The 6038-nt window shown below is 32.3% G+C and carries 5 protein-coding genes; all 5 read right to left on the reverse strand.

Features of this window, described 5'->3' with window-relative positions; translation table 11 throughout:
• Positions 1 to 137: 137 nt before the first annotated feature.
• The 5 genes from FL972_RS07615 to FL972_RS07640 all read right to left on the reverse strand — a co-directional run bounded on the left by FL972_RS07615 (position 138) and on the right by FL972_RS07640 (position 5993).
• A complete protein-coding gene (locus FL972_RS07615; protein WP_144602766.1) occupies positions 138 to 1109 on the reverse strand; it encodes a DUF2199 domain-containing protein in 972 nt (323 codons plus the stop codon).
• A gap of 169 nt (positions 1110 to 1278) precedes the next feature.
• Positions 1279 to 2730, reverse strand: a complete 1452-nt coding sequence (locus FL972_RS07620) for an HNH endonuclease (RefSeq protein WP_144604479.1) — start codon at positions 2728 to 2730, stop codon at positions 1279 to 1281.
• Positions 2731 to 3063: 333 nt separating this feature from the next.
• Positions 3064 to 3681 (reverse strand): DUF4304 domain-containing protein, encoded by a 618-nt coding sequence (locus FL972_RS07625; protein ID WP_144604481.1) that lies wholly within the window; start codon positions 3679 to 3681, stop codon positions 3064 to 3066.
• Positions 3682 to 3754: 73 nt separating this feature from the next.
• A complete protein-coding gene (locus FL972_RS07630) occupies positions 3755 to 4861 on the reverse strand; it encodes a hypothetical protein (protein ID WP_144604483.1) in 1107 nt (368 codons plus the stop codon).
• A 160-nt stretch (positions 4862 to 5021) separates the two neighbouring features.
• Positions 5022 to 5993 carry a DUF2199 domain-containing protein gene (locus tag FL972_RS07640; protein ID WP_144602766.1) on the reverse strand — a complete coding sequence of 324 codons (972 nt, stop codon included), beginning with the start codon at positions 5991 to 5993 and terminating at the stop codon, positions 5022 to 5024.
• Positions 5994 to 6038 lie beyond the last annotated feature (45 nt).

Here is a 6038-nt window from a genome sequence, read left to right on the forward strand (position 1 = left end):
TAACGGTCTCGGCTATGAGTAGTTGCGTGGGTTAGCACTTAACTTTGCAGGTACACACCAAGTTGGAAATTCCGCAGGAATTTCCAAAGTAGGCGAGAACAAGCAATTACTTATAGCCATTGTTGTGCAACGTTTTTTTAATATTTATTTTTCAATTCTCTACATTTTTCGCAATAAACAACATCTACATCTTTGGGATAGCTAAATCTTTCCAAATCTCTGGGCGCATTAATATTTGCCATTGGAAAAAGCTTTTTTTCTTTTTCATATGATGTCTTTGGGGTTATATCATTCCCATCAACGATTTTCACAGTATCTTTTTTTAATTCAAAGTCGTGAATTGGACAATGATTAAATATTTCGTAGACGTTTTTATATTCTATTTCTTCAATATTATATTCTTGCGAAAATTTATTTAGTAATTCTTCTTGCCAAAAAAACAGTTTTTCTCTCAAAGGAAATGCTTCGTAAAGAGTCAAAATGAAATGAGTGTATTTATCATTTCCGACAAATTTTTTAAACTCTGTTCTAATTTGTTCATTTGTCAATTTTTGAGTTTTCTTTTTGGTTAAAGAATTGTTCATTCTCTCTATTCGCTTTTCAGCTTCCTCAATTGAAATTCCATTCTCCCAATCCGAAATCAATTTATGGTCGTTTTCGTGAGGAATAATCTCTGGTCTTATTCCACCTTTTCTTGTGTTCACATTTACGTGCAGTCCCAAAGTGCTTTCTTCATAATCAGGAATGTCATTACTAATCATTCCGAAATAAGTTTTTTCTTCAGCATTATTCTTAAAGTCAGCCTCATATTCGTTAAAACTCTTTTCGCTTAAAGAAACCCAAACTCCGTAATCTAAATTTTCACAGGCATTATTAATTTGAATTGTCAATACAGTTCTTATAAATCTGTCAGTTTGGTCTTCGTGATTTATTACGCAAAAATCACTTGAAATTTCAGCAATTTCTTTTTTGTCTTTTTCGTTTAGAGTTTCATAGTAGAAAGGTGTAATAAATCCAAGTGCTGGCAATTCATCGTGTATTTCTCCACAAGTCGAACATCTAAATTCGGTAGACTTTTGTTTCTTCTTAAAAAGGTCAAAAATTCCCATATTTCAATTCAGTTCGATTGTTTTGCAAATGTTGCACAACGTTTTCGCGCTTGGCGCAGTGGCGGATTTCGGAGCACAAAACTATCAATACACCACAAAAGTTGATGCGAGGTAGAATGTTCAATTAACTACGTCACCCGCCATTGAGCCAAACGCCTGTTGGCGGTAGTTATTTTTTGAATTCGTTCATTTTGATGAATTGCGTCAATTGATAAAATTTAAAATGTCCATATGACTTAAAAATATCAGGGTTAGCATTGTTTAATTCTATCATTTTATACAAAGTAGAATATAAAACAGGTTCTAATTTATCTGTCGTTTCAATAAAATTTTGTCTGTAATTTAGTTGTCCCTCGCTTTCTATTCTATTGAGTTCGTAATACATTGCAGAAATATCGTCTATTTCCATTTCAGGTGTCGCTTCTACTATTTCTCGTTCTATGTCGCCAAGATGAGACGTAATGCCTGATTTTTTTATTAGAAGATTCATACTCGCTTTATTGGAAATGTCTTTGATATATTCATTCAAGTCCAATTCGTATGAAACTGTGAATTGATTATATTTTGTTTCTAAGTAAGTGTATATATCTTCAACACTTTTTCCTTTCAATTCGTCAAATGAAACACCGATAGATTCAGCAATGATACTTAGAAATTTTATTCGAGTGTTTCTTATATTTAATTTTGGTTTTTCTTGTTTTAAAACAGTTTGATAATAAACCTTTTGAATATCTTCTCCCTTAAAGTCCTGATTGAGTATTACATAAAATTGAAATGTGCTAAACAAATCAATGTAGCATACTAATTTCTTATTTTTTGAAAAATTGTCTGTATAAAGAATCAACGTATGTGTCGGAAAATTGTCTTCTACCACAACTCTGAATGGCTCAATTGTAACGTCCAATGCAGAGTAAGGATAAAAGGGAACTACATTAGAAGTGAAAATGATTTTTTGATTATCTATGTCAAGAGTGCAAGGTAATTGCGTTCTGTCAATTCCATTTGCAACAGCAAATCCCGTTGCTATTTTATTTAAACCAAGTTTGATTTTAGAGTTAAAATTTTCTATGCCTTCTGAAAAGAAAATTCCTAATTCGCCCGTATTGGAAATATCATCAATTATTTCAATAGAAATTTTACTAATGTCTATCCCTTTTGCTGTTAATTCTTGTTTTACTTTATTTTGGTAATGTTTTGCTGTTTTTTGTGAGCAATAAATAAGAACTTTATTTTCAGTAGCAACAAAGTCATAGTCTGGTTTTATAGGAACAACTTTGCCTTCTTTAATATGAACCTCAATTTTAGTTTTGTCTTGTTTAAAAATATAACCTTTTAAAGTTCTATTGAAATTATTATTTCCGTGGTCTTTTGAAGCTAGTATGTGTTTTAATTGTTCTGTAATTCCGTGAAAAATTTTATTAAAATCTGCATCAATTTCAGCGGATAATTTTCCGCCACATTTTTCACAAAGTATTTCAGAGTCTGTTAGTCGTCCATAAATTGCATTTTGAATAATGTGTTCTTCGTGCTTAATAGCTAAGTTTTCATACTTGTCTTTATTTAAAGTATAATCAACAGGTCGGTCAACCATTGTTTGTCCACATAAGTAACATTTGCTCATTTAGTGTCGTTTTTATAATTACCGCCAACGGGATTCAGCTTGGAGACGGCGGGCATTCGGAGCCGTTCCCTTCCAGCCTACTCCTAACTTCTTAAAGATACTAAACTTTCTATTTACTCGGAACCGCCCGCTGTCTTCCAAGGTGATGTTACCACTTGGCTTTCTTTTGTTCTAGAGCTCTATACCATAATATTTTGCAAACTTTTTTATAAAGTCTATATAAGATTGATATATAAATGGCTTTGAAGTGTATACTTTGCTTGTTCCATTAGGATAATTTATCGTTTGTGTTGTTTCTTGTGGATTCAAAGCATTTTCATACTCAACCTTTATTTATTTGGTAGCAACCTCTTTTTGATTTGTTATCATCAATAATATAAACTTCCCTATTGGTGAAATCATGTAAATCCGGTCACTTTCATTTTTTTCTACAAGCTCTACAAGTTTTTCAATGGAATTATACTTTTCAAAGTGAGGAATTAAAAAGCATTCAATGTGGTTTGCAACTTGTTCTCTTATTACCTCAAAACTCTCTTTATTATTTAATTCGTACCAATGGTCTTTACGTTTAGTAAGATTTCCGATTCTTCCTTGAATAAAACAATCATCAACCTGAGGCGACAAAATTGAATCCTCCTTTTCAGTTAAAATTCTGTTGATTTTTCCATTGTAAAAACCCAAATTAAAAGTAAAGCTTATGCTTTCATCATAGGAATTCCACTTGCTTTTCTGAATATTCAAACATTGGAAAATATCAGTCACACTTCTCTGAAAATGAAGTCCTTTTTTTTTGAACCCCAAACCTTTCAATGCAGGTGTAATGGTCAATTTAAGTATAGCATCAAACTGTTGTTTTAAGTTAGCTTCTTGCATTGCTGTTTTTTTAAGCTTGGTGGTAACGGTCAGGGCTAAGAGCAGGCGGGCATTAAAACCCGATTCACTGTCTGCCACGAGCAATGTTTATTAGAGGTAATCACTTTCAATTTAGCTCTTCCCGCACGCTTGCTCTTAGGTGATGTTACCGCTAGTGTTTCTCTTTCCATTCAATTTTGGTCATTTTATTGCCTTTTACTAATATCATAGAAATTTCTCTCTCTAAACCTGATCCATAATGGTCTAAATTAATAAGCACTTCTCCCGACTTGTAATTTTTTGTGATGGGGTCATGGGTATATAAATCTGAATTGAATAAAGGGTGAACTATTAAAATTTCAGTCCCATTAATCTCTGCCAAAAAAGTCATTTCTTGCCAATGAATTATGAAATGCTCTTTTCCTGAAAGTGGGAAAGTTGAGAAAATTTGAATCCCAAAAAAATCAAAAATCTCTTTGGCAACATTTGTTGTATCTGAGTTTCCTATAGCATTTATGCTTCGTTTGTCTCCTTTAAAGTCTTTAAGCTTTGGAAGTTTTGTTGGTTCTACTATTTGCTTTATGTCAGCAAATCCAAAACCATGTCCTAAATGAGAAAGTACTTTGAATCCATTTTTATCTCGAGTGACTGTGTTTGCACATGTAGCTGATGTATAATAGGTTTCCTTAGTTGGTCTATGATAAAAGTATAATGTTCCACCCCATTCGCCATTACAGTCACTAAATACGATAAACTCACTGTCATAATATAAATGACTTTTGAATTTTTCAGGATTTGGAATTCTGTTGGCTTTCTTCCACTTATTGCCTGAATATACATTCCAAAACCCGAACTTTGTTTGCGCATGGAGATTGTTATCAATAATTGAGTGTCTTTTAAATTTTTTCTTATTTAATGACTTTTCTAATTCAGTGTTTCTTGAAAAGTCTTCAAGCCTGTAACAGATAAAGTTTCCTGGTTTAAATAGAGAAATTAAATGGTCATCGTAAATGACTGAATATGAAAGCGGAAAGTGGTCATCAGAACTTGGATTCAAAAGTATTTTACTTTCAAGTCTAAGGTCTAAGGCATTTTCAGCAAGTCGGATGCTAAAATCTTTTCCTGTATAAATTTCTGGTATTCTTAGTGAGTCTTCATAAAAAGGTCCGACTCTTGTCCCAAAAGATGCAATGAGTGTGTCAAATTTACTATCAAAACGCTGAGAATAGCTATTTGAAAAAATGAGGCTTAATATAATAATGCTTATGATTTGCTTCATAGTTTGTTTCTCAACATTAGCGGTAACGGTCTCGGCTATGAGTAGTTGCGTGGGTTAGCACTTAACTTTGCAGGTACACACCAAGTTGGAAATTCCGCAGGAATTTCCAAAGTAGGCGAGAACAAGCAATTACTTATAGCCATTGTTGTGCAACGTTTTTTTAATATTTATTTTTCAATTCTCTACATTTTTCGCAATAAACAACATCTACATCTTTGGGATAGCTAAATCTTTCCAAATCTCTGGGCGCATTAATATTTGCCATTGGAAAAAGCTTTTTTTCTTTTTCATATGATGTCTTTGGGGTTATATCATTCCCATCAACGATTTTCACAGTATCTTTTTTTAATTCAAAGTCGTGAATTGGACAATGATTAAATATTTCGTAGACGTTTTTATATTCTATTTCTTCAATATTATATTCTTGCGAAAATTTATTTAGTAATTCTTCTTGCCAAAAAAACAGTTTTTCTCTCAAAGGAAATGCTTCGTAAAGAGTCAAAATGAAATGAGTGTATTTATCATTTCCGACAAATTTTTTAAACTCTGTTCTAATTTGTTCATTTGTCAATTTTTGAGTTTTCTTTTTGGTTAAAGAATTGTTCATTCTCTCTATTCGCTTTTCAGCTTCCTCAATTGAAATTCCATTCTCCCAATCCGAAATCAATTTATGGTCGTTTTCGTGAGGAATAATCTCTGGTCTTATTCCACCTTTTCTTGTGTTCACATTTACGTGCAGTCCCAAAGTGCTTTCTTCATAATCAGGAATGTCATTACTAATCATTCCGAAATAAGTTTTTTCTTCAGCATTATTCTTAAAGTCAGCCTCATATTCGTTAAAACTCTTTTCGCTTAAAGAAACCCAAACTCCGTAATCTAAATTTTCACAGGCATTATTAATTTGAATTGTCAATACAGTTCTTATAAATCTGTCAGTTTGGTCTTCGTGATTTATTACGCAAAAATCACTTGAAATTTCAGCAATTTCTTTTTTGTCTTTTTCGTTTAGAGTTTCATAGTAGAAAGGTGTAATAAATCCAAGTGCTGGCAATTCATCGTGTATTTCTCCACAAGTCGAACATCTAAATTCGGTAGACTTTTGTTTCTTCTTAAAAAGGTCAAAAATTCCCATATTTCAATTCAGTTCGATTGTTTTGCAAATGTTGCACAACGTTTT

The sequence above is a fragment of the Algoriphagus algorifonticola genome (assembly GCF_007655305.1).
GTDB classification, from domain to species: Bacteria; Bacteroidota; Bacteroidia; order Cytophagales; family Cyclobacteriaceae; genus Algoriphagus; species Algoriphagus algorifonticola.